Raw genomic sequence first — 25267 nt, 5'->3', positions numbered from 1 at the left:
GCGGATTTCAGACGGTGACCGGCTGGCGGGTGCGCGGCGCGGTCAGTGCGAACGGCTCCGTCGCGAGGAACTGGGAGTAGAGCATGCCGAGCGTCGACTCGACCGCGTGCACGGTCATATCCCCGGCGTAATCCGCGAGGAACAGCTCGCCACCATCAGCGCTGTGCGCCACGCATGACGGCCGGGCCGGTGCGGTCATGGCGTCGACGACCTCGAGCCGCACCGTGCACATGACGTGCACCCGGTCGTAGTCGACGACATAGACACGCGCCTCGTCGCGGCTGAGTGACAGCTGGGTGGGGGCTCCGCCCACGACGACCGTGCTGGCGACGCGGGCGGTAGCCAAATCGATGACGTGAACGGCGCCACCGACTTCGCGGTCGGAGGTCAGCGCGTACACGGTGTCGCCCGCGCAGGCCAGGTCGCGCAGCGGCGACCCGACCGGCACGACCTGCTGCACGCGCGTCGTCTCGGCGTTCACGATGACCAGCTGGCTCCCCCGATCGTCGGTGACGGCAACCAAGAGGCGCCGTCCGCGGGGATCGAGCGCCAGCGCATCGATGTTGGCCGCCGGGCCCTGCCCGATGTCGATGGTGCCGGCGCGCTCGGCGGTGACGTCGATGACCGTCACTTCGACGCGATCACCGGTTGCACGTCCCGCGTAGAGCCGCTTGCCGTCGGGTCCGACCGCGAGCGCGGTGACGCCGGACGCGACCGGGAAGGTCGCCGTCACGGCGGCGGTCTCCACATCGACGACCATCACCATGTCCTGTTGAGCGGAGGTCACGGCGACGTAGGCGCGGTCATCGCTGACCACGACACCGGTCGGCTCGCCACCGAGGCGCACGACGGCACGCTCGTCCAAGGTGTGGGGATCGAGCAGCGTGAGGGTGTCGCGGGTCGGATTCGCGACGGCAACGGCGCGGGGTCCGGCCGCGAGGTCGCCGATCGGTCCGCGTCCCACGGTCAGACGACGCATGCCGTCGGCGTGGTCCACAACTGCCACGTCGGTCCCAGCGGTCTCGTCGGGCGCAGAAGCATGCTTGCGCATCGCTTTCACCATGGGCATCGCAAATTTGGCCATCGAAGTCTCACCTCCCCCGGGGCGACGTCGCCCGGGTCCGATTACGTCTGTCAGCAACCCTCATGGGCGCGGTCTGGACCGAGTGTAACGACGAAATATCAAGGTCAGAGGTGCCAAAGGTCACTTGCGCCCGTGGTCGACGCGAAACTCTCAAGACATACTTAGACTTCTCTTGGTTATCGATTCGTTACCTTGCCATGGCAACGAGCAAACACTCGGTGAACAGCGCGGGACGGCCGATCCGCAATCGTTGTTACCGAATGTGACGAAGTCGGCGCACTCAGGATTCTTAGATTCCAGCACGCGAAATGAGCGCCAGATCACACCGCGACACGGCAGGGAGATGGTCTCGAACTCCGGCAGCGACACCTGTCATGCCTGGCCCGCCGGTTCACTCAGGCCGGTTCGACTCCGCGCAGAATAGCGATATCGGTCCGCGGAATCAGTCCTTCGGGGTCGCAGAGCGCCAACACCCGGGTCACCGCGGGGCTTCCGACGACGCACCACTCCACGTCCTCGCGGGAGAAGTGTGCGCTGAGCGCATACAGTGCCGACGCACCGTCGAACGCCATGAACGCCACAGCGGTGAGGTCGACGACCACCGCGCGTGAGGCGCCGGCGGCCTCGCGGATCGTATGCGCGAAATGTTTGGCGTTGGCGGCGTCCACCTCACCGGCGATCGCCACGGTCGCCTCCTTCGCCCGGCCACGACCGCGCGTCCTGGTCGCAACAGTCAACTCTGTCGAAGCCACGGAGAAGCTTCGACAGTCTGATGACCTGCTCCGAATGGACGTGACGGTCATGACACGGACATCACTGCGTCATGGCTATTACTGCTCGGCCTTCTGACGGGCCTCGTTGGCCTTGGCTTCGGCGCGCGCCTTCTCGGCTTCGGCCTCTTTCTGCGCCGCTTCCCGCTGGGCCTCGGCCTTGTCCTGCTGAGCCTCACCCTCGCGCTGCAGATCATCGCGGCCGGTCACGACTCCAGCGACCTCTTTGGCCTTGCCCTTGACGTCTTCGACGACACCCTTGACGGCTTCTTCGGGACCAGAATTGTTGTCACCCACGGGAGCGCTCCCTCTTCAGTGTTGTGCCCGGATGGATCATCTCCAGTCCAGGGAGCGGCCTGGCCGCTCAGCGATGCGTCTGTTCCCTGGCCCTCAGAACACCAAACATTCAACCAGCGAAGTCGCTCAGCGCGTCATCCAATGACGAGAACAGTTCGATGTAATCGGCCAAGCCCATGATCGTCAGGGGGCGGCTGGTGGCGGGACCATCGGCAACGACCGCGAATCGGGTGGTGCCATCGAGCTGTTTGCGCGTGGTCACGAGCACTTCCATGCCCGCCGTCCCGAGGAAGTCGACCTCGGTCATGTCGAGGATCAGCCCGGCGGGACGGCGATCCGCTGCCGCACTCATCACGTCCTGGAGTTGGGGCGCGGACAGCATGTCGACAGCACCGGCAGCGGCGATCACGACAACGCCGTTGACCTGGTGTTCGCTGAATTGCTGCACGCGCGATGCCTCTTCTCTCTACGCCCTGCAGGGGGCGACGATGTCATGAGGCTGCAGTCTGAACCCGTTCGACTCGGTGCCGGTGCCGACAACCGGCTACAGGTTAACGGAGAGCCGGAACAGTCGGGCCGACCGGATTCGCCGACCTGCGCGTATCGACACCGGCGACGACTACGTTGGACCATGTCTGAGGTTGGCATGTCCATGGGCACAGGGCTGAAATCGGAGGTGCTCCGTTCGCACGCGCACTCAACTGGCTGAAGAGGTCGAGCTGGGCCTCGCCGGCTCGTTGCACCCCAGACGCACGGCGATGCGGCTCCTGACGCTGCTCAAACCCGAACTCGCCGACTGGGCTCTGCTGGCGATGCCGGACGCGCGCACCGGCGGGCTCCTTCTCCAGGGCGGTGAGTCGGTGGGATTCACCGCGACGATCTCGCAGACCGCGATCGCCGGCAGCCGTCTGGACCGGGTGCTGCGCACGGGAAACAGCGACGTCAGCTCCGATGTCGGCGACCCGTCGCTCGCCGAGCTGCTGCCGCATCCCGCCCTGCGCGCCGAGGTCGCCGCGTTGGGGTTGACGCACCTTCTGGCCGTCGGGCTCAACGCGCGCGGTGCCACGCTGGGGTCGCTGCTGCTCGGCCGTCGCGGAACGTTCGACGCCGAGGACACCGCGTTCGCCGGCCACCTCGCGGCCCGAGCCGCGATCGCGCTCGACTCGGCCCGCCTCTACGAGGAGCGCACGCAGATCGCAACCGTGCTCAGCAGTGCCCTGCGGCCGCCGTCGCTGCCCGAGGTCGACCACCTCCACCTGGCCGCACGGTATCGACCGGCGGCCGAACACATCGACATCGGCGGCGACTTCTACGACGTGCTCGGCGCGGACCGGGACTGGCTCATCACGCTCGGCGATGTCAGCGGCAAGGGCGTCGAAGCGGCCGCGCTGACCGGACGTACCCGGCAGAGCATTCGCACCGCCGCCTACTTCGACCGCAGGCCGGCCATGCTCCTGCGGGCGTTGAACAGCGTGCTGTACGAGACACGACCCGAGCAGTTCGTGACGGTGCTCTGCGCCGGGATACACATAGCCGAGTCGGGCTCGCACGTCGATGTCGAGTTGGCCACCGCGGGCCACCAGGCACCGTTGGTCGTGCGCAACGACGGGCACGTGGAGCAGCTCGAGGTGTTCGGCACGGCCTGCGGGATGATCCCCGACGTCGAGTACCGGACCATTTCGCTGCGCCTGGAGCGCGGCGACACGATGCTGATGTTCACCGACGGCGTCGACGAGGCGCACGGCGCGCAGGGCCTGTTCGGCGTGGAGCGGTTGATCGGGCTTCTGCCCGCATACGCGGGCGCCTCCCCCGACGTGGTGTGCGAGGTGGTCGAACAGCAGGTCGTCGAGTACGTCGACGGCCGACCGCATGACGACATCGCGGTACTGGCGGTGACGTGTCCGGGCTGAGGGGGCCCGATGGCTCGACTCCTCCTCCGTCGTCGTCAAGCGGGCCCGATGGCTCGACTCCTCCTCCGTCGTCGTCGAGCGCCGCCGAGCGGGTGCAGCCGTATCGGGATGCGGTCGCCACGCGTGACGCCGCGGGGGTGCAGTCGTTGATCCAGCGCATGCTGGCTGACGGGCTGAACCCCGTGACGGTGCTGACCGACGTGGTCGCCGCCGTGCAGCGCGACAACGGGGAGCGGTGGCAGCGCGGCGAGTGGACCATCGCCGAGGAGCACGCCGCGACCGCGATGGCGGTGGCCGCGACCAAAGCGGTGGGCCGGCACGTGCGGGCGGTGGCGCCGACGCGCGGCCGGGTCCTGGTCGCCTGCGCCGAGCGGGAGTGGCATGCGTTGCCCGCCATGATCATCGACTGCACACTGCGCAGCGCCGGGTGGGACAGCATCCTGATGGGTGCGGCCACATCTGCTGTACGGCTGAACCAGTATCTGCAGGACCACGGCCCTGAAGCGGTGGCGGTCAGCTGCTCGGTCTTGGGATCGCTGCCGGCGACGCGGCGGTTCATCGAGGCCAGCACCGCCGCGGGAGTGCCGATCGTGGTGGGCGGGCCCGCGTTCGGAATCGACGACGTGCGCGCGAAGGCTCTCGGCGCGACGGCGTGGGCGGCCGACGCACACGGGGCACTGGCCGCGATCGCGAGCCTGCCCCCGGTGGTTCCGCCCGTCTCGCCGTTGCCACCGCAGGCAGCAGCCGAGCAAGCTGATCTCGAACACGACCACCGCAGGATCGTCGAGGGGCTCGCCGCGTCCTGGTCGGTGACCGCGGGCGGCCGCCTCGCCGCCGCGGACACGGCCATGGCCATCGATGCGCTCAACCAGCTGCTGCATGCGGTTGCGGCGGTCCTGTTGACCGGCGACAGCAGACCGATCCCCGAGACGGTGGCCTGGATCGCCGACGTGGTCACCACGCGAGGACTCGACGCCGCCGTCGTCGACGAGCTGGGCGTGGCGACCTCGGCAGCGTTGCGCGCCTACCCGCTCTCACGCGCCATCCTCGACACCCACTACGCCGACGGCCACTGACCCGCCGGATTCGGTGCGCGCATTTTTTCGGTGACGGTGAACCATTCGGCCGCGGGCACCGTGTCTTCGGTTGACATGCTCACAGAGACACCACAGGGAGTTTTCAACATGACCAGAACCATCACCGCCACCCTGATCGCCGCGGGCGCGATGCTGGCAACGGCCGCCACGGCCCAGGCCGCCCCCAACTCGAGCGGCGGCTCCGGCGGCAACGCCGTGGCGACCATCAACCAGCTCAAGGCTTCTGGCGCTGATGTCCGGATCAACCGCGTCGGCAGCGCCCCGCTCGACGAGTGCGAGGTGACCAACGTGAACACCTTCTCGCGTCCGGCGCAGATCATCCCGATCGACGACGACGACATCACCGTCTTCACGAGATTCCCGAAGCCGAAAGTGACGGTCACGCTGAACTGCTCGTGATCGGCGTGCCGAGTTCGACGTCCGGGTCCGCGCGCGCCTCCCGCAAAACCCTCGACCCTCACTTTAGCCTTGGGGGCCGTGACCACCTTGCTGGAACCGTCGTTGGCGGACCTGGATTTCGAGCCCGACATCCTGTGCACATGCCGACGTTTCTGCGGCCCGCTGGCGCACCCCGCGCAATGGTGGGTCACCCTGTCGTGCGGATGCCCCTACCCGATGTGCCGACGCGCTCTGCGAATTGCCAACGTGCGATTGAACGTTCGACCCCTGACGTGCCGGATGTGCGAAACGGAGCAGATCGCGATCCGGTCGGTGGCACCGATCTAGTCCCGAGCGGCTTCCACGGGCGGAGCTTCGGCGGGCAACCGCGGCGCGGGCCGCAGCACCGCGGGCCGTAGGCGCTCGGGCAGGGCTCGTAGTACGAGTCCCACTACAGCGACGACCGCGACCGCGATTCCGATACCGACCATCGCGGGCAGACCCGGACGCAGGTTGTCGACCACCATGAAGATGCCGAACACCCCGAACAACGCCGCGGCGACCACCTGGATGACCCGTTCCGGCAGGTGCTTTCCGGCCACCGCGCCCACCAGGATGGCCAGCGCGTCAGCGGCGACCATGCCGATGGTGGAGCCGATCCACACACCCAGCCAGTTGTTGTCGGCGGCCAGCGTGATGGTGGCGAGCATCGTCTTGTCACCGAGCTCGGCCAGCATGAACGCCGAAGTGACCACGAAGAACGCCGGCGCGGTGGCGCGCTGCGCCCGGGAGGCCTCCTGGTCGGTGAGCGAGTCACCACGCAGCGTCCACAGGCCGAAGAACACGAACATCGCGCCCGCGATGAGGCCGAGGAGGTGCGTGGGGAGGGCGGCGCCGAGGTAGTGCCCGATCGCGACCGACAGCACGTGCACAGCCGTTGTAGCCGCGAGAATCGCCGACAACACCACCCACCACCGGTAGCGCAGGGCGAACATCATCGCCATCAGCTGGCTTTTGTCGCCGAGTTCGGCCACGAAGATCACGGCGAAACTCAGCAGCAGGGCGGCGATCACCGACAAACTCCTCTACTCGTGGCTGTCGGCCGGATCGGGTCATGCCTCCGGCCGGCAACCGAAAAACGATGCACGGCCGAAGGTCTCGCCCACCGAACCCGAAGTCCGGTTCAGATGACCGGGCTGATGCGCAGGCGCAGAGCCAGTGTGTCGACCATCTGATTAGGGGCTACTCCCCTTCGCTTCGAGTAAGGCTACCCTCGGGCTCGATCGAGCGCAACTCATCCGGCCTGAAAGAGACTGGCGCACAGTAAGTTTGAACGATCGACCGTAATTGTTCGGGTACCCGTATCCTAAAGTGACGCCTCTAGCACCCCGTAGCGACGCGTACCAGCACCGCGCGGCTGTACAGGAGGTGAAATCCCTTGCGCTGCACATTCTTCTGCGACAGCGAACCGGGCGCCGTGGTCACCACTGCAAGGTCGCATCCCGCCTCGACAGCAGCCCGTAACCGGTACGCCAGCAGGGCGGCTTGAACACCCCGACGCCGGAACTCGGGAGCGGTCGCCGCACCGGTCAGTTGGGCGATGCCATCCGCGGTCCGCATGCCCGCGCCGCCGACCACGGCGCCGTCCACGCCGGCCAGGTAACGCACCGCGCCGGCCTCCTCCATGTCGTTCATCGCATCGGCGATGACGCCGCGGGGGAACTCCTCGTGGCTGGGCACCCCCTCGCCGTCGGGGTGGGCAAAACCTTCGACGATCACGTCGAGCCAGGCCTGGCGCTCCCCGGCCTCGGCCCGCCACACCTCGGGTCCCGGGGCAGGGTTCGCTGCGGCCGGCAGCGCGCACCCGAGCACGTTCTCGAAGCCGACGAGGCGATAGCCCCTGTCACTCAGCTGCGCCGCGATGCCGGGCTCGGCGAGGGTGCACAGCTCCACGGCGACGGCCGCCCGGCGTTCGGCGAAGGTCCTTTCGATCTCGTCGAGCGAGTCGGCGTCGGGCAGCCCGTCGAAGCCCAGCCCGACCACCTTGTTCATCGGTGAGTCTGTGTCTGCGTAGCACGCGAGGCCACCGGCGACGGGCATGGTGACCCCCGGCGCACCGCGGCGGCCGGCGGCGCGGGTCGCGGCCCCGATCAGGTCGGTCTCGGCGCTTTCGATGCGCTGCGCCAGCGCGGTACCGCAGAACAGCATGGCGTCAGATCAAACCGGTGTTTGGCGGCACGGTCAACGGAGAATCCTGAGCGCCGTGACCGACAACAACACACCCGAGGACGCGACCCAAGCCACCGACGAGCAGCGCGACCTGCAGGACAAGCTCGATCATCAGGACGACGACCCGGACGCACCCGCGGGGTGGCAGACCCGCGATCAGATCCCCGACGAGAACTGAGCTCCCGCTCTAGTCGTCAGTGTCCGCCGGCCCGCGCTCGGGCACCATCCGGTCCCGCAGGCTGTCGTAGATCGGTGCGCACCCGGTGAGCTGAGCCGCGATCACCGCGGCCGCGCTCGCCGCCAGCATCGGCACGGTGACCGAGGTGGTGGCCGTCATCTCGATCACGATCACCATGCCGGTGACCGGCGCGCGCACGGTCGCAGAGAAGAATGAGGCCATCCCAACGATCGCCATCGGAATGGTCAGCGCCGTCAGGTCGTGTGGCCACACGGCATCGACGATCGCGACGAAGCCCACGCCCCACAACGCTCCGATGGCGAGCAGCGGGGCGAAGAGCCCCCCGGGCAGCGCAGCAGAATAGCTCAGCGGCCCGGCGATGAACCGCACGGCAAGGTAGCCGACGATCGCGGCCAGCATCCACGTGTGGCCACTGAGAATGAGCTGGGTGATGGACTGCCCGTCGCCCACCGACAGCGGCACCAGGACGGCGGCCAGCCCGATCAACGCGCCGATGACGGGCGCTTTGACGACGGCCGGGATGCGGGCCTGGGCTGCGACGTGGTCGAGGAACCACAGCACCGTCACGTTGTAGGCGGCCCCGAGCAGCCCGGTGAGCACGCCGAAGAGAAGGAACAGGGGCAGCCAGCCCAGCGCTGGGGCGGCGAGCGGCTCGACCGCGAAGTCCGGGTGGTTGCCGAGGATCAGGCGGGTGCACCCGACCGCGGTCGCCGAGGCCAGCGTGGTGGCCAGCACCAGCTGCATGCGGAACGACTTGCTGACCTCTTCGACCGCGAAGAGCACGCCAGCGATCGGGGCATTGAACGCCACGGCCAGTCCTGCGCCGCCGACCGCGGTCTGCATCATGCGTACGTCGGCGTCACTGAGGCGCGCGTGCCTGGCTGCCTGGGCGCCCACGGCCGCACCCATGTGGACGGTCGGCCCCTCCCTGCCGAGCACGAGGCCCGAACCGAGGGCCAGCACCCCGCCGACGAACTTCGCGAACAGCAGCTCGATCAGCGGCGGTCGTGCGTGCCCGTGGTACACCGCTTCGACGTGCTGGATGCCGCTACCGGCGGCCAGCGGCTGCCGCCGCACGATCAGCGCGGCCAGCCAGGCTCCCAGGGCCGACGCGGCCACCGGGATCAGCCAGCCGGGACCGGGCAGGTGGTGCGCCCAGTCGATCAGGTCGAGACGGAGCCGTTCGGCCTGCTGCAGGCACCAGCGGAAGGCGCCTCCCACCAGGCCGATGACGATGCCGGCAAGCGTCGCGGTCACCGCGAGGACCAGTGATCCCCGCGTGGTCACCAGCGGCTACTCGACGACACTGCTATTCAACGCTCCTATTCAACGACGAAGACCGGGATCTGCCGGTCCGTCTTGGTCTGGTACTCGGCATAGGGCGGGTAGGCCTCGACCGCCAGCGACCACCAGTGCTCGCGCTCGTCACCGGAGATCTCGCGGGCGGTCATCTCACGGATCTCGGTGCCGTCCTGCACTGTCACCGCCGGGTTGGCCTTGACGTTGTGGTACCACGACGGGTGCTGGGGGTCGCCACCCTTGGAGGCGACCATCGCGTACTTGCCGTTCTCTTCGACGCGCATCAGCGGCACATAACGCTTCTGGCCGGATTTCGCGCCGAGCGTCGTGAACAGCACGACGGGCCGGTCCATGATGTGGACGCCCTCGGTGGTGCCCTGCTCGAGAATCTGCTTGGTCTGGTCGCGAACCCAGTCGGTGGGGCTCAGCTGCGGTTGCTCAGTCATGCCACCAGTCAACACCACCGACCCGACGATATTCCGGTGACCGACGAGTTTTCACAGCACCTTGGACAGGAAATCCTGCAGCCGTGGGTGTTTGGGATGATCGAACACCTGTGCCGGGGTGTCGTCCTCGACGATGTTGCCGTCGGCCATGAAGATCACCCGGGAGGCGACCTCCCGGGCGAAGCCCATCTCGTGGGTGACCACCACCATCGTCATCCCCTCGGCGGCGAGCGTCCGCAACACCTCGAGCACGTCGCCCACCATCTCCGGGTCGAGCGCGCTGGTCGCCTCATCGAACAGCATGATCGACGGGCTCATCGCCAGCGCGCGCGCAATGGCCACGCGCTGCTTCTGCCCGCCCGACAACGTCGCGGGCTTGACGTGTGCCTTCTCGGCCAGACCGACCTGACCGAGCAGTTCCATGGCCCGCTTCTCGGCGGCGGCTTTGTCCATCTTCTTGGTCAGCAGCGGCGCCAACGTGACGTTGTCGATCACGGTCATGTGCGGAAACAGATTGAAGTGCTGGAACACCATGCCGATGCGCTGGCGCACCTTGTCGAGGTCGATCTTCTTGTCGGTCAGGTCGAACTCGTCGATGACGACCGTCCCGTCGGTAATGTCCTCGAGCTTGTTCAGGCAACGTAGGAACGTCGACTTGCCCGATCCCGACGGCCCGATGACGCAGACGACTTCGCCCTCTTTGACCGTCGTGGTGATGCCGTCGAGCACCACGAGATCTCCGAACGACTTCTTCAGATTGTCGATGCGGATCTTCACCGCGCCCGTGGACTCGGTCGCGCTTTCCGGTGCGAGCTGGTTCATTTCACAATGCCCCTATCTGACAAGTCGGCGTTCCAGACGATCCGAGAGTTTGGTGAGCGCCATGATCACGATGAAGTAGATGATGCCGATGATCAACCACATGTTGAACGACTGGTAGTTGCCGGCGATGATGATGCGCCCCGTCTGGGTCAGTTCGGCGATGCCGATGACCGACAGGATCGAGGTGTCCTTCAGCGTGATGACGAATTGGTTGATGTAGGACGGGATCATCGTGCGGATGGCCTGCGGCAGGATCACCTTGCGCATGGTCGGCAGGTAGCCGATACCGAGGCTGCGCGCCGCCTCCATCTGTCCCTTGTCCACGGAATTGATACCGCCGCGAACGATTTCGGTCATGTACGCGCCTGCGTTCAGGGACAGCGTGATGATGCCCGCGGTGAGCGCCGACATCTGGAAGCCCAGCGCCGACGGGATACCGAAGTAGATGAAGAACGCCTGCACCAGAAGCGGTGTGCCGCGGAAGACATCGACGAACGTGGTGCCGATGGCACGCAACCAGATGGCTCGCGACACCCGGAACAACCCGAAGATGACGCCAAGGATGAGTGCGAAGAAGATCGAGACGACCGTCAGGATGATCGTCATCTTGAGGCCTTCGAGCAGCAGCGGGAAGGTGCTCTTAATCAGCCCGAGGAACGAATTGTCGTCGGTGGTGGCCTCTTCACCGAGGTAGGCGCTGATGATCTTGTCGTACTCGCCAGATGCCTTGAGGTTCTTCAGGCCCTCGTTGAACTTGGTGAGAAGTTCTGCGTTCTGGCCCTTGTTGACCGCGAAGCCGTAGCCCGTCGGATCCTCTTTCGGTGTCACAGTCTTGAAGCCGTTGCCCTGCGCGATGCCGTACAGCAGCACCGGGTAGTCCTCGAACACCGCGTCGGAGTTACCGGTTCGCACCTCGTCGAACATCGACGACGAATCGGCGAACGACACCACCTCGAAGCCGTACTTGTCCTTGATCGAGTTCGCGAAATCCGAACCCTGGGTGCCGTTCTTCACGGCCACCCGCTTGCCCTTGAGATCCTCGTAGGACTTGATGTCGTTGTTGGACTTCAGCACCGCCATCTGGATGCCGGATTCGAAGTAGGGGTCGGAGAAATCGAACACCTTGCGGCGCTCGTCGGTGATCGACATGCCTGCGATGACGCCGTCGACCTGGTTGGCCTGGACGGCCTGCAGTGCGGCGTCGAAGCCGAGCGGTTTGATGTCGACGGTGAAGCCTTGATCTTTGGCGATCGCCCGGATCAGGTCCATGTCGATACCGACGAATTTGCCCTCTTTGTCCTGGAACTCGAACGGAGCGAACGTGGTGTCGGTGGCGACCGTGTAGGTCTGCCCCTGCGCCTTGGCCTCTGGCAGGGCTTGCGGAACCGTCAGCGCGGAACCGACGCCGAGCACGAGGAGCACCCCGAGCAGCGAGATGAATCTGCCGCGCCCGCGCGCCCACGATCCCGCTCTGTGCGGGACTGCGCGTCCCCACCTACCGGCTCGCATGCTGAACCTCCCTGTCGGTGATGATCACGCGAACACGCTAGCCCTCCAGAGGGCACGAGAGCCGGTTATCGACGCGACATGGTCAAGATCGGCGCGCCCGCAGCTCGGCGTTTTCGGCCTCCAGGGCGGCGAGCTTGCGCCGCATCGGCTCCAGTGCGCCCTCGAGTTCGGCGGCCGTGTAGCGGGGTGTGATGTGCTGCGGGCAGTTCCAGTCGTAGGCGGCGACGTCGACGAGTACGGCGCGTTCGACGACCGCGTCATAGGTGGGATCGGTCATCGACGCGACCAGCTCGGGGTTCTGTTCCGCGGTCACGATGCGGGCGTGTCCGAAGATCTTGAGGCGTCGCCGGTGGGCGTGATCGAGGAAGATGAGTGCGACGCGCTGCTCGCCGCCCATGTTGCCGGTGCTGATGTATTGGAGGTTGCCGCGGAAATCGGCCCACCCGATGGAGTGGTCGTCGAGAACCCGGACGAATCCCGGAGGTCCGCCGCGGAATTGCACGTAGGGCCACCCGGTCTCCCCGACCGACGCGAGATAGAAGTGGTCTCGCTCGGCCAGGTAGTCGCGTTCGTCGTCGGTGAGCCGGTCCGGCCCCGGTGTCGCCGCACCGGTGTCGGCCTTGCGTCCGTAGAACGTGGCGCTGCCGTGCTCTTCCTGCACCGACCGCACCGTCGGGGTGAAAGCGATCGATCCGTAGTGCCTGCTCATCGGAGGGGGATGTCGTGGCCGTGCTCGGCCTCGGGGCGCGGTCCGAAGTAGCGCCGTTGCGATTCGTCGATCGCGACGTCGTTGATGCTCGCCTCGCGCCGGCGCATCAAGCCTTGGTCGTCGAACTCCCACAGTTCGTTGCCGTAGCTGCGCCACCACTGACCTGAGGCGTCACGGCATTCGTACTGGAACCGCACGCCGATGCGGTTGTTGCGGAAACTCCACAGGCTTTTGCGCAGCGCGTAGTCGAGCTCCCGCGCCCATTTGGCGGTGAGGAATTCGACGATCTGTGCCCGCCCGGTGACGAACTGGTCGCGGTTACGCCACACGCTGTCCTCGGTGTAGGCGAGGCTGACACGGTGCGGGTCGCAGGTGTTCCACGCGTCTTCGGCGGCCTGCACTTTCTGCAGCGCCGTCGTCAGGTCGAACGGGGGAAACGGTGGGCGGGATTCGGTCATGATCAGGCGCCTTCCTGTGTCATCGCGGTGATCACGTCGCTCGTCGTCACGACTCCGTGAGCGAGGAACGCGTAGTTGACCAGGGCGGCCTGGTAGCCGTCGCCGAACACCGGATGGCGGGGACCTGCGGTGGCATCGGTGACGACGACGACCTCGAAGCCCTGTTCGAGCAGGTCGCGCAGATGTGATTCGACGCAGATGTTGGCCAGCATCCCGCACAGCACGACCGTGCTGATCCGGCGTTTGCGTAGCTGCAGAACCAGGTCGTTGGTCTGTGGCCCCCAGACCTTGTGTGGGCTGGCCACGACGGTGTCCGGGTGGTCGATCAGCGGCGCGAGCTCGGGCAGCCAGTCCGCGCCGGAGCCGGCGAATCCGTCGAGGGTCAGCGGGCCGCGGCGGGCGAAGGTGTCGGTCCGCAACTCGTCGGTCTCCAGCGGACCGTTGAACAACCACCGGTGGTCGGTGGGATAGAAGTAGTGCGGCGAGACGAACACGCCGTACCCGCCGTCGTGCGCGGCGGTGAGCAGCTCGACCAGATGCTCGACGGTCCGGTTCTCGGTGACGCTGTCGCGCAACACCTCCCAGTTCTTCCCGGTCGCGCTGAGCACGTCGTTCTGCGGGTCGATCACGACCACCGCGGTGTCGGCCGTCGTGTAGTTCACTGCTGCGCGACTTTCCGGCCGAGGAAGTCCCGGACGTAGCCGGCGATCTCGTCGCCGTGGGTCTCCAGTGCGAAGTGGCCCGTGTCGAGCAGGTGGTACTCGCCGTCGGGCAGGTCGCGCTGGAACGCCTCGGCTCCCGCCGCGCCGAAGATCTGGTCGTTGCGCCCCCAGGTCACCAGCAGCGGCGGTTGATGGGTACGGAAGTACTCCTGGAACCCGGGGTAGCCGTCGAGGTTGAACTGGTAGTCCCAGAACAGCTGCAACTGGATCGCGTCGTTGCCCTTGCGGTCCAGCCCGGCTTGGTCGAGCTGCCAGGTCTCCGGGGCGATCCGGTCGAGCCGGTCGGCGGGCACGCCGTGGGTGTACTGCCACCGCGTGGTCTCCGGGGTGAAGTACTCCCGCACCGAATCCTCGTTCGCTGCACGATCTTTCGCGTGCGCGAAGAGGCGGTCCCAGAACGGGGTGAAGCCCTCGAGGTAGGCGTTGCCGCTCTGGCTGATGATCGCGGTGATGCGTTCCGGCCGCGCGTGGGCGATGCGCAGTCCGATCGGCGCGCCGTAGTCGTGGATGTAGATCGCGAACCGCTCGAGGCCCAGATGCTCGATCAGTCCCTCGGTGATCTCGGTGAGCCGATCGAAGCTGTAGGTGAACTGGTTCACCGACGGCATCGCCGACTGCCCGAAGCCGATGTGGTCGGGTGCAATCAGATGGTAGTCGTCGGCCAACGCGGCGATCAGGTTGCGGAACATGTGCGAGCTGGACGGAAAGCCGTGCAGCAGAAGCACTGTGGGGCGGCTGGGATCGCCGGCCTCCCGGTAGAAGACGTCGAGCCCGTCGATGGTCGCGGTGCGGTGGCGCGTGGTGGTATCGGACACGTGTTCAGCCTGCGCGGTGCACGGTGCGGCGAACAAGGGCTGGTTTCGGATCGCATTCATCGGGTTGGCTGATCAATCGCGTGGTGGGCCTTAGGATCGTCGGGTGGAATTGCGCCAGCTGGAGGCGTTCGTCGCGGTGGCGCGAGAGCTGCACTTCGGACATGCCGCCGAGAAGCTCCACATCTCGCAGCCCACACTGAGCGAGCTGATCCGCCGCCTCGAACGGGAGGTCGGCACACCGCTGTTGACCAGAACCACCCGCCGAGTGGCCCTAACGCAGGCCGGCGTCGAGCTGTTCGGCCGCGCGGTCAGCATTCTCGACGACGTCGAGGGAGCCGCAGCTGCGGTGCGCCGGCTCGTCGACGGCGACACCGGCACCGTCCGGCTGGGCATCACGCCGCCCGCCGCCCCGCTGCTCGCGCCGCATCTCGCGCAGGCTCTCCAGCGAGCCGCACCCGAGGTCGAGTTGTCGGTGCGCCGGATGTGGCTTCCTGACTTGCAACAGGCCATCGGGGAGGGCGCGCTCGATGTCGCCATCACCTGCGGGCCTGTCACCAATCCGCCGGGCATCTTGAGCGAGGTGTTCTGCGCGGAGCCGGTGGTGGTGGGCCTGCGTGAGGGCCACCGCCTCGCCGACCGTGCGGCTCTCGACCTCGCCGATCTGGCCGGCGAGACCTTGGGCGCGCACAGCGAGGCGCTGTTCCCCGCGTGGTCGCTGGCCCTGCAGCAGATCCTCGACGACGCCGGAATCGCGCCGCCCACAGCCGAATTGACGGAGATCGACCTGTCGGCGCACCGATGGTCCGAACAGCGCGAGGTGGACTGGACGCTGACCACTGCCGCCGTCGCCGGCACCGCGCCCGGAGTCACGCTCGTGCCGCTGCAGCCGCCGCGGTTCATCCCCTACACGCTGCAGTGGTGCCCGATTCGCGCGACGACCGCCGCGGTGGGCAGGTTCGTCCATCTCGCCTTGTCCGTCGACGTCCCGCCCGGCTGGGTGAGCCAGCCCGACCACCTCCGGCACCCGGGTCGATGAAGCGTCACTTGGCGAAGCGCAGCACCGTGGCTTCGACGAGTTTCTGCAGGCCCCGGCTGGCCGACTTGCCGACCGCGACGGCCGTTCGTTCGACCGCGTTCGGCGGCGGCGGCAGATACACGGTTGCCTCGTCGTCGACGCGGACGGTGCCGGCGGTGGCGACGTCGGCGTAGATGCCGAGGAAGCGGTTCGTCTTTTCGGCCAGCTGCCGGGTCACCGACAGGTCTTTCTCCAGGCCCGGCTGCGGACGTGTCCCGACCACGCACCGGATCGTCGGGTTGGTCACCGACAGTACGACTGTGCCGAGGTGCACTTCGCCACCGACCCAAGCGGATTCGGGGAACGGGTCGGGGCTCTCGACGTCGACGAGGACGTTGGGCCGGAAGCGCCGCACGTCGTACGGGGTGCCATCGACCGAGAGACTGCGCAGGCTCGTCGCGCTGAGCAGGTGCACCGGGCTGAGGTCGACGAATGTCCCCGGTGGGGTGGAATACCTTGCCAAAGTGATCATTTGGCGCGTGGTGAACACCGAGGTATCGGGCAGCTCGTCGGTGTCGCCCAGGCCGAAGTCCTGTCGGACCTGATCGGCGGCGAAGTTGCCCAGAGAGGCCTGAAGCGACATGCGGTGGGCACTGGTGTCGCTCGCCGACGGGAGCGCGGTGAGCCGCACCTCCCGGCCGACCAGCTCGCTGAGGGCTGCGTGCACGGTCGGGTCGTCGCTGGTGATCTCCCGTCCGTCGGGCAGGGAGATCACGACGGCGGGAACCTTGCCCGGTCCGGCATCGGGGCCGGGTTCGGCGACGTAGCGCGCCGAACACTGCAGCAGAGCGGGGATTCTGCGGGCGGATGCCGTGACCCCCTTTTCGATGTCGCGTACCGCCCACAGTCGGTCGGCGTGCACACCCCGCTCGTCGAACCGCAGCTCGTCGACGCGGGTGCCACCCATCGACTTGACCGGAAAGCGCCAGAGCTCAGTGACTTTCATGCATTTCCCTCCGCGAGATGATCCGCAAGTGCGATACCGAGGCGCTGCCCGGACAGCCACGCCGCTTCGACACGTGGCGCGCCGGACGGGCACCAGGAATCACCACACAACCCGAGGGGCCGTGCGGTGGTGTCGAGGTGGAACTCGGCGTCGGCGTGGGTGTCGGCGGGCTTGGCGAACGTCCACCGGTGGACGTGGGTCCAGTCGGGGTCGCCCGCGATGTCCAGAAGTCGGCGCATGGCCGCCACCATCGGCGCGACGGCCCGCTCGGGGTCCTCGAGGTGCCGGCGCGCCCGGTCTGCGGTGCTGTGCGCGACGAGCACGGCGGCGCCGTCGCCGCGGCGCGATCCGTCGTCGGCGAGAAACGACAGATCCGGGTCGTCGTTGACGAAGGCAGCGTCGGTCGACCAGCTGCGCTGCGGCCAGCCGGCGGCGACGGCGATGACGGGGTCGTAGGCCACCCAGTCGCCGGGCGGCGCGGCGATGAGTCGCGCGGCCTGCGGATCGGGCATTGCCAGCACCACGGCGTCGTGGGGTAGGTCGTCGAGGGTCTCGATCAGGGTCTCGTAACGGACATCGTCGGGCAGCAGGTCGCCGACGAGTGAGCGCAGTCCCCCGGCGGCGGCGAAGCGCATCGGGCCGGAGGTGCTGTTGCGGGCACCGGGCGCGAGCACGTCGAAGGTGTCGGTCCAGGGTCGGGCCAGTCCGCGACGCTCCCAGTCGTCGACAATGGCGTGAAACGCCGGCTCCTTGACGGTGAAGTACGCCGCCCCCAGGTCGACGCGGCGCCCGTGCACCGTGGGTGAAGCCATCCGGCCGCCGGGGCCGCGGCCCCGCTCGACGATCTCGACGGTGATGCCGCGTTCGCGTAGCGCCTGCGCGCAGGCCGCCCCGGAGAGTCCCGCTCCGAGCACGGCGACGCGCGAGCGGGGCATCTCGGTCATCAGGCCACGGTAGCCCGGCCACGCGCTCGACACCCGAGTACCTCACTACGCATGTGTGCGGGCCGGGACCGGCGTTGCCTGGAGCCGACGGCCCACACGGGGCCGGGGATCAGGAGCAGACATGACTCACATCGCCACCCGTTTCGCGCGGAGCACAGATGTCGACATCACCGACACGTTGAGCGACGAGATGGTCCACGACGACTTCTCGCTCGGGCACGACATCAGCGACATGTTCGGTCTCGATCACCATCCGGAGCGCAGCGCCACCACCAAGACGATCAAGATGCGCGACCGCGACATCCTGGCCACCGACAACACGGTGCTCGCGTCGCTGACCGGGATGTCGACCACAGTGACGAAGATGACCGACCCGCACGATGGGACGCACTGGTTGTTCATCGCGTTCGGCTATCGGGTGACCTCACGCGGCTGGCGGACCGGCCGGGGCTCCCTTGCCGGAGAGACGCTGGGGGTGCCGCACGGACTCTATTTCCTCAATCGTGACGGCGGCCCGATGTTTTCGTGGGGCTTTCCCTATCAGGACTTCACCACCGACTGCGGATGGGACAACCACGAGGCCTACTACGTGATCCGCGACCGCGACTACGTGTCGTGGTTCGAGAACTGGCGCAAGGTGTCGTGGCGGTTGGCGGGCGGCGGGTTCTTCTACCCCTGCTGACCACGCGCCGGCGCGGGTCGGTTTCTGCGTCCCGCGGCGTGGGCATACCTGGGCGCATGGGTGACAGATCCCGGCTGGTGTGGCCGCTCGCGGCCGTGGCGGCCTCTGTGGTCGGCGGGGTGGTGTGGTCTGCGCGTCGCCGATCAGCCGGTGGTCGTCACGAGATGCCGGATCTTCCCGGCGCCCACGAAGACGGCACGGTTCACGTCACCCCGGATGGTGAGATCACGCCGTCGTGAACGCCTACGATTCGCAACCGGTTCCGTTTCCGTCACGGTCCAGGTCGTAGATGTCGTTGCCGACGACGGTGACGGGCCCCTGCACGTAGGCCGGTCCGTTCCCACTACCGCTTGCGCAGTCGACGTCACTGGCGATCGGCACACAGGCACCCGAGTAGTTGGGATCGCACTCCGCCGCCTGCGCGGCAGGCGTCGGGACGCACGTCATCAACCCGACGCAGACAACCAACGCAGCAGACACTTTGCTCACGACGTCGAACGCTAACTGTCGCGATGCCACCGTGAGCCCAGAATGCATGACATCTTCGCTTTTTGGACCACCCGACGCGCCGGCGAGCGGGCTCGGCAACTGCCGGCCCGCTTGCCGGTTCAGTGCGCTGTCACCTGACGGGCCGGCCGGGGGCGGACGTTCTGCGGCCACCAGAACCACCGGCCCATCAACGCCGCGATCGACGGCGTCATGAACGACCGGATGATCAGAGTGTCGACGAGGAGTCCGAGCCCGATCGTGGTCCCCACCTGAGCCATCACTTTGAGGTCGCTGATCGCGAACGACATCATCGTGAACGCGAACACCAGGCCGGCCGAGGTCACCACGCTGCCGCTACCCGCGATGGCACGGATGATCCCGGTGTTGAGTCCCGCGTCGCGTTCCTCCTTGAACCGTGAGACGAGCAAGAGGTTGTAGTCCGACCCCACGGCCAGCAGGATGATCACCGACATCGCCAGCACCAGCCAGTGCAGTTCGAGCCCGATGATGTGCTGCCACAACAGAACTGCCAAACCGAACGACGCGGCGAGGGACAGCACCACCGTTCCGACGATGACCAGCGCCGCGATCGCCGACCGGGTGATGATCAGCATGATGATGAAGATCAGACAGATCGCCGAGATCGCCGCGATGACGAGGTCGTAGTTCGAGCCGTCCCGCATGTCCTTGTAGGTCGCCGCGGTGCCGCCCAGGTAGATCTTGGAGGTCTCCAGCGGGGTGCCCTTGATGGCCTCGAACGCCGAGTTCTTGATCTGGTCGATGTGCGAAATGCCTTCTGGCGTTGCCGGATCCCCCTGGTGGGAGATGATGAACCGCACTGCCTTGCCATCGGGTGAGACGAACTGTTTCAGACCGCGCTTGAAGTCGGGGTTGTCGAACACCTCGGGAGGTAGGTAGAACGAGTCGTCGATCTTCGACTGGTTGAACGCTCGGCCCAGCGCGGCGGGGTCGGACTGCTGCCGATCCTGCAGATCCTGTTGATCCTTCTGCGTCGCATAGTTCGTCATGATCTGATCGCGGTTGCGTTCCTGGCTGGCGATCTGCGGCGGGATCAGCGCGAGCAGCTTGGGTTGCAGGGCGTTGATCTTGTCGAGGCTGATCGTGGTCTCGGCGAGGAGCCCGGAGAGTTGATCGATACCGTCGAGCGCGTCGAACAGCGAGCGCAGGGCGTAGCACGCGGGGATGTCGTAGCAGTGCGGTTCCCAGTAGAAGTAGTTCCGGATGGGCCGGAAGAAGTCGTCGAAGTTGGCGATCTTGTCGCGCAGTTCGTTGGTGACCGCGACCGTCTGCTTCAGGACGTCCGTCTGCTCCTGCTGCGCGTTGGCGCTCTGCTTCTGCAGCTCCAGTTGCCGGCGCAGGACGTCGATCTGATTGTTGATGTCGCTCGCCTGCCGGAGCAGGTCGGCGGTGCGCGCTTCGGCGTAGGACTGCGTGAGTTTCTGATTCACGCCCTGCTGACCGACGATGTACGGAATCGAGGAACCTTCGATCGGCGTGCCGAGTGGTCGTGTGATCGTCTGCACCCGCGCGATTCCCGGCAGGTGGAAGACCTCCTTGGCGACGCGGTCGACGATGAGCATGTCGGTCGGATTGCGCAGATCGTGGTCGGCGACGAGCATCAGCACCTCGGGATTGAGCCGCGCCTGTGGAAAGTGTTTGGCCGCAACCTGATAGCCCACGTTGGCCTCGACGTCTGACGGCAGGTACTTCTTGTCGTCGTAGCTCGTGGTGTAGGACGGCAGGGCGAGTAGGCCGACCAACGTCACTGCGAGCGAGGCCACCAGGATCGGTCCGGGCCATCGGACGACGGCGGTTCCGACGCGTCGCCATCCCCGGGTCCGCTGGCTGCGCTTGGGATCGAGGAGCCCGAACCGGGAGGCGACCGTGATGATCGCCGGCGCGAGCGTCAGCGCAGCCACCGTGACGACGAACATGCCGATCGCCAGCGGAATGCCGAGGGTCTGGAAATAGGGCAGCCGGGTGAAGTGCAGGCACAGCGTTGCTCCGGCAATCGTCAGACCGGACCCCAGGATCACATGCGCGGTGCCGTGATACATGACGTAGAAGGCGCTTTCCCGGTCATCGCCGGCGCCGCGCGCCTCGTGATAGCGCCCGACCAGGAAGATGGCGTAGTCGGTCGCCGCGGCAATGGCCAACAGCGTCAACAGGTTCACCGCGAACGTCGACAGTTCGATGATGTGGTGATAGCCCAGGAACGCCACCACGCCCCGCGCCACCGCGAGTTCGAGCACGACGGTCACCAGCACGATGAGGACGGTGACGATCGAGCGGTAGACGAGGAGCAGCATCGTGATGATCACGAGGAACGTCAGTGCTGTCACGAGTTGCAGGCTCTTGTCGCCGGCGTGTTGCTGGTCGGAGAGCAGCGGTCCGGCGCCGGTGACGTAGACACGCAGACCTTGCGGTGGCGGGTTGGCGGCGACGATGTCGCGCACCGCCTCGACGGACTCGTTGGCGAGCGTCTCACCCTGGTTCCCGGCGAGATAGAGCTGGACGTAGGACGACAGGTTGTCCGCCGACTGCGAGCCCGACGACGTGAGGGGGTCACCCCACAGGTCCTGGATGTGCTGGATGTGCACCGTGTCCTTGCGCAGCGCAGCGATCAGCCCGTCGTAGTACGTGTGCGCTTCGGCCCCCAGTGGCTTGTCGCTCTCGAGCACGATCATCGCCGAGCTGTTGGATGTGTACTCCCCGAACAGTTTTCCCACCAACTGCGTGGCCTGCAGCGACGGCGCGTCATTGGGTGTCAGCGATGTGGAGTTGGCCGCCCCCACTGCTTCGAGCTGGGGAACGACGACGTTGAGAAGGGCGGTCAACGCCAGCCAGCCCAGCAGGACGGGAACGCAGAAGAGTCGCAGGAAGCGGGGAATCCGGGCGTGGCCGGTGCGCGGCGCGCTCACAGTGACTTCACCAGGCAGGATGTCTGGGCTTTCACGCCGTCGTAGGTCTGTTGGTCTCGGACTTCGTTGTCCACCAGGATCTTGCAGCTGATCGAGGCACCGTCGCCCTGGGCGATGATCGTGGCGGCGGCCGACGGCTTCGTGGTCTTCAACGTGATCGACCACGGCAGCGGAGCATCGTCGACGCGGTGCGGATTGGCGTCAAGGTCGAGGTAGTTGATGGTCGCGACAGCACCTGAGTCGCCGGTGATCTCGTAGGTGACAGCCTTCGGGTTGAACGGTTCGGCATCCTGGGCCAGACCGGCCCCGGGCCGGGTCGTCTCGTTGTTCGATCCGAAGAACCCGTGCATGCGGTACACCACGGTCGCTGCTATCGCGATCACCGCCACGATGACGAGTGGTATCCAGGCCCGCTTCAAGATCCCGACCATGCACGCCCCTTATGCGCCGCGCGACACCATGTGTGTCGGCCAGGCAAACATAGATGTACTGAATAATTTCAGCAAGCCGATCGGCTAGCTCTAATTGAGTGATCGGTATAGGACGAAGAGGGAGCGCGGGTAAGCTGGGCGTTTATTGTGAGGCGCGTCTCGCGGCGGGACGGAGAGGGTGAACGGATGGCACGACCGACGGCACCACGCGGCCTGGCCCGACAGCGGGTACTCGACGCCGCTCTGGCGCTGTTCGCCGAGCACGGCGTCCACGGAACGTCGCTGCAGATGATCGCGGACCGTATCGGCGTGAGCAAAGCGGCCGTCTACTACCAGTTCCGCTCGAAGGAAGACATCGCTCTGGAAGTCCTGCGGCCGTCGATCGACGACATGGCCCGGGTCATCCGGATCGCTGAAGTGCTTCCCGATATGCAGCGCCGCCGCGAGGTCTTGGTCAGTGGCCTCATCGAGATGGTGGTCCGACACCGTGAGTTGTCGGTCCTGTTCTACGGCGACCCGGGTATCGACCAAATGGTGCGTGACGAACCAGAATTCAGCGTCGTCACCGGCCGCCTGCAGGAGCTGCTCGAGGGACCGCAACCATGCGCCGCCGACCGCATCGCCCTGCGGGTGTTCCTCTCCGGCGTCTGCAGGGTCGCCGCAGATCCCGACATGTCCGACATCGACGACGGCGAACTGCAGCGAAACCTCGTCGAGCTGTCGACCCGCCTTCTCGCGCCGGCACCCGTGCCCTGATCCAGGCGTAACGGCGGCGTGACGCCGTTTTACCAGCTCAACACACGCGATCGCGATACTCGAGGGCATGCCGGAACTGAACCACGTCCCCGCCACCACCCCGCCCGAGGAGATGTCGGATCTGCTTCGTCGCGACGGCTACGTGATCGTCGACAACCTTGTGCCCACCGAGTTGATGGACGACATCGGCCGCGAACTCGCGCCCTACCTCGATGCCACCCCGCTCGGCTACAACGCGATGATCGGACGGCGGACGCGTCGCACCGGCGCGCTGGTCGCGCGGTCTCCCGCGTGCCGCACGCTGATCCAGAACCCCACGATGATGGGCGTCTGCGCCGACTTCCTCGGCCACGCGTCGGCCTTTCAGCTGATGCTGACGCAGGTGATCTCGATCGAACCCGGCGAGTCGGCGCAAGCACTGCACCGCGACCAGAACGCGTTCGACTTCTATCCCTTCCCCGACGACTACCACGTGCAGTGCAACACGCTGTGGGCGCTGTCGGACTACACCGCCGAAATGGGCGCCACCCGAATCGTTCCCGGCAGTCAGGTCGGCGACAAGAAACCCACCGACTACCGCGACGACGAATGCCTGCAGGCCGAGATGACACGCGGTTCGGTGCTGATCTACACCGGCAAGATCGTGCACAGCGGGGCCGCGAACCGTTCCGATCGGGTTCGGCGCGCGATCAACGTCAACTACTGCGTCGGCTGGGTGCGCCAGGAGGAGAACCAATTCCTCTCGGTGCCCATCGACGTGGCGCGGACCCTCGACGACGATCTGCTGAAGCTCATCGGCTACCAGGAGGGCGCCTGGGCGATGGGATACTTCCGGGACTTCGAGGATCCGCTGCGTGCAATCCGCGGTGACGCTGTCGAGTACGGCTTCGACGGCAGCCGACTCAACGGCGCGGCGAACGCGGCCTTCACCGACTCGCTCACGCACAGCGAGTAATCGTCGTCCTCTAGTCCGCGTCCGTGGGGTGTGGTTCGTAGGGCTGGTACCACCACCAGTTGGCGCGTTCGCCGGTGGGCCCGGAACAGGGTGCGACGTCCGGTGGGGGTTGGGTGGGTGGCCGGGCCAGGGAGGCTGAGGTGAGGGTGTGGCCGGCGGCGTCGGTGACGACGAGGTGGTCGGCGGGTCCGGTGATCGTGATCAGGCCGCGGTGATGGGCCCGATGGTGATACGGGCAGACCAGCGCGAGATTCCACAGTTCGGTGGGTCCGCCGTCCTCCCAGTGCACGAGGTGGTGAGCGTGTAGCGCCCGGGTGGCCCCGCAGCCGGGCACCACGCAGACACGGTCGCGATGCTCGAGCGCCCGGCGTAGGCGCCGGTTCACCGTCCGGCTCGAACGCCCGGCCCCGATCACCTGCCCGTCGCGGTGAAACCACACCTCGCAGGTGGCATCGCAGGTCAGATACCGGCGCTCGGCGTCGGTGAGCACCGGGCCCAGGTGCAGGCTCGCGACTCGGCTGGCTACGTCGACGTGCACCACCACGGTGGTGCGCTGCCCGTGCGGACGCGCCGCCGCCTCGGCGTCCCAGCTCGCGTCGACCAGCCGCAGAAACGCCGCCGCGGTGGTCGGCATCGCCGCCCGCCCGTCGGGGTCGGCGGCCGTCCACTCGGTGATCAGTGCATCGCGATGCGAGGCCAGCGCCGCCTCGAACGCGGCGGCCTCGACATGGGGCAGCGCGATCTGCCAATAGGTGTACTGCTCATCGGAGGTCGAGCTGATCGTGGGCTGCGGCCCCGGATCGACTATCGCGGCCTCCTCGCCGTCATCATCGGGTTCGGGCGCTGGTTCAGGCTGGGGTTTGGGTTGCATCTTCAACGCGGTGCGCAACTGAGACACCGTCGCGCATCGGGCCATGGTCGCGAAATGGGCGTCGGAGCCGGGAAGACCGTGTTCGGCGATCACCCCGACCTGATCCACGGAGAACCGACCCTGTGCCAGACCCTCGACACACTGCGGGAATTCGTCGTAGCGGGCCGCAATCGCGGCGATCGTCTGCGCCCGCGATGGAGACACTGCGGCTTTCCACGCCGCCAGACCAGCGGTCGATTTCGCGCCGGCCGCCGCCCACAACTGATCACGGTCGACCTCGGCGAAGATCTCCACGATTCGCCCGTCGATCGCGTTACGCTGACCGGTCAGCTCGGCAAGCTCGTCGAAGAGCACCGACAACCGCTCATCGATGGCCAACGAACTGCTCGGGAACATGACCCCACAGAACCACAAGGCACCGACAACTCGGCT

General features: G+C 66.8%; 29 protein-coding genes. 9 read left to right on the top strand and 20 right to left on the bottom strand.

What is annotated here, in order from left to right; genetic code table 11:
• Nucleotides 1-7: 7 nt before the first annotated feature.
• The 4 genes from ACZYYX_RS15470 to ACZYYX_RS15455 all read right to left on the bottom strand — a co-directional run bounded on the left by ACZYYX_RS15470 (nt 8) and on the right by ACZYYX_RS15455 (nt 2599).
• The gene (locus tag ACZYYX_RS15470; RefSeq protein WP_463815399.1) at nt 8-1084 is read right to left on the bottom strand and encodes a YncE family protein; all 1077 of its coding nucleotides are present in this window, start codon (nt 1082-1084) and stop codon (nt 8-10) included.
• Between the two features lie 395 nt (nt 1085-1479).
• The gene (locus ACZYYX_RS15465; RefSeq protein ID WP_463815398.1) at nt 1480-1770 is read right to left on the bottom strand and encodes an STAS domain-containing protein; all 291 of its coding nucleotides are present in this window, start codon (nt 1768-1770) and stop codon (nt 1480-1482) included.
• A 144-nt stretch (nt 1771-1914) separates the two neighbouring features.
• Nucleotides 1915-2151: a microaggregate-binding protein 1 gene (mbp1, locus tag ACZYYX_RS15460; RefSeq protein WP_463815397.1), complete on the bottom strand. Its 237-nt coding sequence runs from the start codon at nt 2149-2151 to the stop codon at nt 1915-1917.
• Between the two features lie 109 nt (nt 2152-2260).
• Nucleotides 2261-2599: an STAS domain-containing protein gene (locus tag ACZYYX_RS15455; RefSeq protein WP_463815395.1), complete on the bottom strand. Its 339-nt coding sequence runs from the start codon at nt 2597-2599 to the stop codon at nt 2261-2263.
• Nucleotides 2600-2909: 310 nt separating this feature from the next.
• Between ACZYYX_RS15455 and ACZYYX_RS15450 the strand changes: the two genes are divergently transcribed.
• The 3 genes from ACZYYX_RS15450 to ACZYYX_RS15440 all read left to right on the top strand — a co-directional run bounded on the left by ACZYYX_RS15450 (nt 2910) and on the right by ACZYYX_RS15440 (nt 5557).
• Nucleotides 2910-4061: a PP2C family protein-serine/threonine phosphatase gene (locus ACZYYX_RS15450; protein ID WP_463815394.1), complete on the top strand. Its 1152-nt coding sequence runs from the start codon at nt 2910-2912 to the stop codon at nt 4059-4061.
• Nucleotides 4049-5137 (top strand): cobalamin B12-binding domain-containing protein, encoded by a 1089-nt coding sequence (locus ACZYYX_RS15445; protein WP_463815393.1) that lies wholly within the window; start codon nt 4049-4051, stop codon nt 5135-5137. The genes ACZYYX_RS15450 and ACZYYX_RS15445 overlap by 13 nt, the downstream gene beginning before the upstream one ends.
• A gap of 108 nt (nt 5138-5245) precedes the next feature.
• Entirely contained in the window at nt 5246-5557 is a 312-nt protein-coding gene (locus tag ACZYYX_RS15440) for a hypothetical protein (protein ID WP_463815392.1), read from the top strand.
• Nucleotides 5558-5880: 323 nt separating this feature from the next.
• Here ACZYYX_RS15440 and ACZYYX_RS15435 read toward each other — a convergent pair whose 3' ends face one another.
• Together ACZYYX_RS15435 and ACZYYX_RS15430 are read right to left on the bottom strand one after the other, a co-directional pair.
• Nucleotides 5881-6609 carry a TMEM165/GDT1 family protein gene (locus ACZYYX_RS15435; RefSeq protein WP_463815391.1) on the bottom strand — a complete coding sequence of 243 codons (729 nt, stop codon included), beginning with the start codon at nt 6607-6609 and terminating at the stop codon, nt 5881-5883.
• 307 nt (nt 6610-6916) lie between these two features.
• Nucleotides 6917-7744 (bottom strand): GNAT family N-acetyltransferase, encoded by an 828-nt coding sequence (locus ACZYYX_RS15430; protein ID WP_463815389.1) that lies wholly within the window; start codon nt 7742-7744, stop codon nt 6917-6919.
• A 55-nt stretch (nt 7745-7799) separates the two neighbouring features.
• Between ACZYYX_RS15430 and ACZYYX_RS15425 the strand changes: the two genes are divergently transcribed.
• Entirely contained in the window at nt 7800-7943 is a 144-nt protein-coding gene (locus ACZYYX_RS15425) for a hypothetical protein (protein ID WP_463815388.1), read from the top strand.
• Between the two features lie 9 nt (nt 7944-7952).
• On the opposite strand, the gene ACZYYX_RS15420 is transcribed toward ACZYYX_RS15425, so the two are convergent.
• The 8 genes from ACZYYX_RS15420 to ACZYYX_RS15385 all read right to left on the bottom strand — a co-directional run bounded on the left by ACZYYX_RS15420 (nt 7953) and on the right by ACZYYX_RS15385 (nt 14744).
• A complete protein-coding gene (locus ACZYYX_RS15420) occupies nt 7953-9251 on the bottom strand; it encodes a ClC family H(+)/Cl(-) exchange transporter (protein WP_463815387.1) in 1299 nt (432 codons plus the stop codon).
• 35 nt (nt 9252-9286) lie between these two features.
• Nucleotides 9287-9709, bottom strand: a complete 423-nt coding sequence (locus ACZYYX_RS15415; protein WP_463815386.1) for a nitroreductase family deazaflavin-dependent oxidoreductase — start codon at nt 9707-9709, stop codon at nt 9287-9289.
• Between the two features lie 51 nt (nt 9710-9760).
• Nucleotides 9761-10531, bottom strand: a complete 771-nt coding sequence (locus tag ACZYYX_RS15410; protein WP_463815385.1) for an amino acid ABC transporter ATP-binding protein — start codon at nt 10529-10531, stop codon at nt 9761-9763.
• A gap of 12 nt (nt 10532-10543) precedes the next feature.
• A complete protein-coding gene (locus ACZYYX_RS15405) occupies nt 10544-12040 on the bottom strand; it encodes an amino acid ABC transporter substrate-binding protein/permease (protein ID WP_463815384.1) in 1497 nt (498 codons plus the stop codon).
• 82 nt (nt 12041-12122) lie between these two features.
• Nucleotides 12123-12749, bottom strand: a complete 627-nt coding sequence (locus ACZYYX_RS15400) for a pyridoxamine 5'-phosphate oxidase family protein (RefSeq protein ID WP_463815383.1) — start codon at nt 12747-12749, stop codon at nt 12123-12125.
• Complete coding sequence (locus ACZYYX_RS15395; protein ID WP_463815382.1) at nt 12746-13207, bottom strand: nuclear transport factor 2 family protein; 462 nt, start codon at nt 13205-13207, stop codon at nt 12746-12748. The genes ACZYYX_RS15400 and ACZYYX_RS15395 overlap by 4 nt, the downstream gene beginning before the upstream one ends.
• 2 nt (nt 13208-13209) lie before the next feature.
• Complete coding sequence (locus tag ACZYYX_RS15390; RefSeq protein WP_463815381.1) at nt 13210-13869, bottom strand: cysteine hydrolase family protein; 660 nt, start codon at nt 13867-13869, stop codon at nt 13210-13212.
• Nucleotides 13866-14744, bottom strand: a complete 879-nt coding sequence (locus ACZYYX_RS15385; RefSeq protein WP_463815380.1) for an alpha/beta fold hydrolase — start codon at nt 14742-14744, stop codon at nt 13866-13868. Before ACZYYX_RS15385 ends, ACZYYX_RS15390 begins: the two co-directional genes overlap by 4 nt.
• 103 nt (nt 14745-14847) lie before the next feature.
• Here ACZYYX_RS15385 and ACZYYX_RS15380 point away from each other — a divergent pair, with 103 nt between their 5' ends.
• A complete protein-coding gene (locus tag ACZYYX_RS15380) occupies nt 14848-15780 on the top strand; it encodes a LysR family transcriptional regulator (protein ID WP_463815379.1) in 933 nt (310 codons plus the stop codon).
• Nucleotides 15781-15784: 4 nt separating this feature from the next.
• On the opposite strand, the gene ACZYYX_RS15375 is transcribed toward ACZYYX_RS15380, so the two are convergent.
• Both ACZYYX_RS15375 and ACZYYX_RS15370 read right to left on the bottom strand, forming a co-directional pair.
• On the bottom strand, nt 15785-16765 hold the full coding sequence (locus tag ACZYYX_RS15375; protein ID WP_463815378.1) for an MOSC domain-containing protein: 981 nt from the start codon (nt 16763-16765) through the stop codon (nt 15785-15787).
• Nucleotides 16762-17709, bottom strand: coding sequence for an NAD(P)/FAD-dependent oxidoreductase (locus ACZYYX_RS15370; protein WP_463815377.1), 948 nt, complete (start codon nt 17707-17709; stop codon nt 16762-16764). The genes ACZYYX_RS15375 and ACZYYX_RS15370 overlap by 4 nt, the downstream gene beginning before the upstream one ends.
• Nucleotides 17710-17830: 121 nt before the next feature.
• Here ACZYYX_RS15370 and ACZYYX_RS15365 point away from each other — a divergent pair, with 121 nt between their 5' ends.
• Together ACZYYX_RS15365 and ACZYYX_RS15360 are read left to right on the top strand one after the other, a co-directional pair.
• The gene (locus ACZYYX_RS15365) at nt 17831-18391 is read left to right on the top strand and encodes a hypothetical protein (RefSeq protein WP_463815376.1); all 561 of its coding nucleotides are present in this window, start codon (nt 17831-17833) and stop codon (nt 18389-18391) included.
• A gap of 56 nt (nt 18392-18447) precedes the next feature.
• The gene (locus tag ACZYYX_RS15360; RefSeq protein ID WP_463815375.1) at nt 18448-18630 is read left to right on the top strand and encodes a hypothetical protein; all 183 of its coding nucleotides are present in this window, start codon (nt 18448-18450) and stop codon (nt 18628-18630) included.
• Nucleotides 18631-18634: 4 nt separating this feature from the next.
• Here the strand turns inward: ACZYYX_RS15360 and ACZYYX_RS15355 are convergent, their stop codons facing one another.
• The 3 genes from ACZYYX_RS15355 to ACZYYX_RS15345 all read right to left on the bottom strand — a co-directional run bounded on the left by ACZYYX_RS15355 (nt 18635) and on the right by ACZYYX_RS15345 (nt 22253).
• Nucleotides 18635-18838 (bottom strand): hypothetical protein, encoded by a 204-nt coding sequence (locus ACZYYX_RS15355; RefSeq protein WP_463815815.1) that lies wholly within the window; start codon nt 18836-18838, stop codon nt 18635-18637.
• Nucleotides 18839-18999: 161 nt separating this feature from the next.
• Nucleotides 19000-21822 (bottom strand): MMPL/RND family transporter, encoded by a 2823-nt coding sequence (locus ACZYYX_RS15350; RefSeq protein ID WP_463815374.1) that lies wholly within the window; start codon nt 21820-21822, stop codon nt 19000-19002.
• Nucleotides 21819-22253, bottom strand: coding sequence for an MmpS family transport accessory protein (locus ACZYYX_RS15345; RefSeq protein ID WP_463815373.1), 435 nt, complete (start codon nt 22251-22253; stop codon nt 21819-21821). Before ACZYYX_RS15345 ends, ACZYYX_RS15350 begins: the two co-directional genes overlap by 4 nt.
• Nucleotides 22254-22439: 186 nt before the next feature.
• Here ACZYYX_RS15345 and ACZYYX_RS15340 point away from each other — a divergent pair, with 186 nt between their 5' ends.
• Both ACZYYX_RS15340 and ACZYYX_RS15335 read left to right on the top strand, forming a co-directional pair.
• Nucleotides 22440-23009, top strand: coding sequence for a TetR/AcrR family transcriptional regulator (locus tag ACZYYX_RS15340; RefSeq protein ID WP_463815372.1), 570 nt, complete (start codon nt 22440-22442; stop codon nt 23007-23009).
• 67 nt (nt 23010-23076) lie between these two features.
• Nucleotides 23077-23964, top strand: a complete 888-nt coding sequence (locus ACZYYX_RS15335) for a phytanoyl-CoA dioxygenase family protein (RefSeq protein WP_463815370.1) — start codon at nt 23077-23079, stop codon at nt 23962-23964.
• Between the two features lie 10 nt (nt 23965-23974).
• Here the strand turns inward: ACZYYX_RS15335 and ACZYYX_RS15330 are convergent, their stop codons facing one another.
• Nucleotides 23975-25231: an HNH endonuclease signature motif containing protein gene (locus ACZYYX_RS15330; RefSeq protein WP_463815369.1), complete on the bottom strand. Its 1257-nt coding sequence runs from the start codon at nt 25229-25231 to the stop codon at nt 23975-23977.
• Between the last annotated feature and the right edge of the window lie 36 nt (nt 25232-25267).

It is taken from the genome of Mycobacterium sp. IDUB_1 (assembly GCF_055419625.1).
This window is presented reverse-complemented; position numbering and strand designations above follow the sequence as displayed.